We start from the raw sequence: 3,524 nt of genomic DNA, 5'->3' as shown, positions 1-3,524 counted from the left end.
GCGTTCGCGAGGGCTTGTTGGATGACGCGCTGCTGGGACGGACCGTTGGGGGCGGTGAGTCCGTTGGAGGCGCCGTCCTGGTTGACGGCGGAGCCCCGGATGACGGCGAGGACGGGATGCCCGTTACGCCGGGCATCGGAGAGGCGCTCAAGGAGGAGGAGGCCGACGCCTTCGCCCCAACCGGTGCCGTCCGCCGCATCCGCGAACGCCTTGCAGCGTCCATCGGCGGACAACCCACGCTGGCGGCTGAACTCCACAAAGGGAGTGGGGGTGGACATGACGGTGACGCCGCCGGCCAGAGCCATGGTGCATTCGCCGTTGCGGAGCGCCTGAGCCGCCAGGTGCGTCGCCACCAGTGACGAGGAGCACGCCGTGTCCACGGTGACCGCCGGACCCTCAAGACCCAAGGCGTACGCCACTCGGCCGGAAGCCACGCTGCCCGCACTGCCGTTGACGATGTAGCCCTCGAGGTCGGCGGGGACGTTGGTGAGGCGGGCACCGTAGTCGTGGTACATCACGCCCGCGAACACACCGGTTCGGCTGCCGCGCAAGGTCGTCGGGTCGATTCCCGTGCGTTCAAAGACTTCCCAGGCTGTCTCCAGCAGCAACCGCTGCTGCGGATCCATGGCGAGGGCCTCGCGGGGCGAGATGCCGAAGAAGTCGGCATCGAACTCCGCGGCGTCGTAGAGGAACGCGCCTTGGGCCGTGCTGAACGTTCCGGGGCGCCGTGATTCCGGATCGTACAGCTCGTCCAGGTCCCAGCCTCGGTCGGCCGGCATGTGCGCCACCGCGTCATCACCGTTGACGACGAGCTGCCAGAACGCCTCGGGTGAGTCACCGCCTCCGGGGTACCGGCAGGCCGTGCCCACGATGACGATCGGGTCGTCGTCCTTCGTGGCGATGGGATCCAAGACGAGGCCGGTCTCCTGGCGCCCGTACAACTCCTCCTCGAGGTGGCGCGCGAGCGCGAGTGGCGTGGGGTGGTCAAACACGATCGTGGCGGGGAGTCGCAGACCCGTGGCGTTCTTCAGCTGGTTGCGCAGTTCGACCGAGGCCAGCGAATCGAAACCGAGATCCCGGAACGCCTTGGAGACGGGTACCGCTTCCGGCGTGGAGAAGCCGAGCACCGCGGCAGCGCGTGACCTGACGAGGTCGGTCAGCACATCGGCCCGGCGTTCGGCAGGCACATCGGCGAACGGACGGGTGTCCGCTTGCGCGGCGCTTGCGCGGCGTACCGGTGTCCTGACGAGATCGCGCAGCATGGGCGGAACAGCACGTGTCGCGCTGTTCAGCGACGCGGTGTCAAGACGCAGCGGCATCAGCGTGGCGTCCTGCCGGCCGGCGCAGGCCGCGTCGAACAGGGCGAGGGCCTGCTCGGTCGGCAGCGCCCCGATTCCCAGGCTCGCGAGGCGGTGCAGATCGGTGCCGGTGAGTCCGCCGGTGAGTGCGCTGCGCTCTTCCCACAGACCCCAGGCGAGGGAGACAGCCGGCATCCCAAGGTTCTGACGGTATCCGGCGAGTGCGTCGAGGAAGGCGTTGGACGCGGCGTAGGCGGCCTGCCCCGCGGATCCGAGCACACCGGCGGCGGAGGAGAAGAGGACGAACGCGTCCAGGTCCTGGCCCCGCGTCAGCTCGTGCAGGTTCACCGCCGCGTCGGCCTTCGGCCGCATGGCCTCGTCGATCCCTTCGGGAGTGAGCGCCTCGACCGTCCTGTCGGACAGTGCCGCCGCGGTGTGGATCACCGCGCTCAGCGCGTGCGCGGCCGGTACCCGGTCGAGTACGCCCTTCAGCTGCTCCCGGTCGGCGGCGTCGCAGGCGACGATCCGCGGCTCGGCGCCGTACGCCCGCAGCTCTTCGAGAAGCTCACCACTACCTTCGGCCTCCGGACCCCGCCTGCCGATCAGCAGCAGGTGACGAACGCCGTGGTGGCGCACGAGATGCCGGGCGATCCGGCGGCCCAGCGTTCCGGTACCGCCGGTGATGAGAACCGTTCCGCCCGGGCGGAACACCGCGTCCCCCTGGTCGGCAGGGTCCGTGCGGGCCAGCCGGGGAGCCAGCACCCGGCCGTTGCGCAGCGCGATCTGCGGTTCACCACTGGCCACCGCGGTCGGCAGCATGTGCGCGGAGTCGGGCGTGTCGTCGACATCCGCGAGGACGAAACGGCCGGGGTGCTCGCTCTGCGCGGAGCGGACCAGTCCCCAGACGGCCGCGTGGCTGGTACGGGCCTCCTCCTCGGGGACGGTTCGCACGGCGCCGCGCGTGACGAAGACGAGCCGCGCGTCGTCGAACCGCGGCTCGGCGAGCCAGGCTTGCACCAGTTCCAGCGCGCGCCGGGTTTCGGCCCGGGCGTCGGCCGAAGAGGGCGCGTCAGGACCGGTTTCGAACCGCGCGCATACGAGTGCCGGAAGCGCGTCGGTCAGCCGGCTCAGGTCCGCCGCTTGCCGGACGTCGGCGTACGGCACCTCCTCCGCGGGCCCCTCCTCGGCCGGGCCCTCCACCGCAAGGCCGACCGGGCCGACCGGGTTCCACCGGACGTGCAGCAGCGCGTCGCGCCGTCCGAGCCGCGCGAGCAGGGTCAGGTCCAGCGGGCGCAGCACCAGCTGCTCGGCCTCGGCGACCGGCCGGCCGTCGGTGTCGGTGATCAACAACCGTGCCTGGTCGGGCCCGGTCCGGGTGAGGTGTACCCGGACGGTGCGGGCACCGGTGCTGTGGACGGCGAAGTTCCGCCAGGCGAACGGCAGGACCGGCGGGGCGTCACCGGCCGTCAGCAGCACGGTCTGCGCCGCTGCGTCGAGCAGCGCGGGGTGGAGCCGGAAGCGGTCGACGTCGATGTCGTCCGGCAGCGTCACCTCAGCGACGACCTGCCCGGCCGACTCCCAGGCGGCTCGCAGGCCCTGGAAGGCCGGGCCGTAGACGTAGCCGCGTTCGGCGAACCGCTCGTAGACGGTGTCCAGCGCGATCGACGTGGCACCCGCAGGAGGCCACGCCTCGGCCGTCACCGGTCGCGGGACCTGGTCGGCCAGAAGCACGCCAGTGGCGTGCAGGGTCCACGGATCGCTGTCGAGTACGTCTTCAGGGCGCGCGTAGATGTTCACCGTGTAGCCGGATCCGCCCGGCTCGAGGTGTACCTGAAGCTGGACCCCTCCCTCGTCGGGCAGGGCCAGCGGCGCGGTGAACGTCAGCTCTTCGACGACGGGGCAGCCGATCTCGTCACCGGCCCGCACCGCCATCTCGAGGAACGCCGTGCCGGGCATCAGCAGCACTCCGGCCACCGCGTGGTCGGCCAGCCAGGGATGGGTGTGCAGTGAGATCCGGCCGGTGAGGAGCACGCCCGGTCGGCTCGCGTCGTCGACCCTCGCGGTCAGCAGCGGATGTCCCAGCGCTGCCTGCCCGGCCGACACGGGGTCGGCCGACCCGTCCCGCTGTCCCTCCAGCCAGTAGTGCTGGTGTTGGAAGGGGTAGGTGGGGAGGGGGGTGTGGGGGGTGTGGTGGGGGAGGTGGGTGGTCCAGTTGATGGGGAGGCC

1 protein-coding gene is annotated in these 3,524 nt (G+C 71.4%); it reads right to left on the bottom strand.

The genetic code is table 11. The annotated features are described in order from the left end of the window. The coding region (locus ABT106_RS31460) for an SDR family NAD(P)-dependent oxidoreductase (protein ID WP_351284343.1) at positions 1-3,524 on the bottom strand (3,524 nt) is incomplete at both ends.

The organism is Streptomyces sp. NPDC002044 (assembly GCF_040296725.1).
GTDB classification, from domain to species: Bacteria; Actinomycetota; Actinomycetes; order Streptomycetales; family Streptomycetaceae; genus Streptomyces; species Streptomyces antarcticus.
This window is presented reverse-complemented; position numbering and strand designations above follow the sequence as displayed.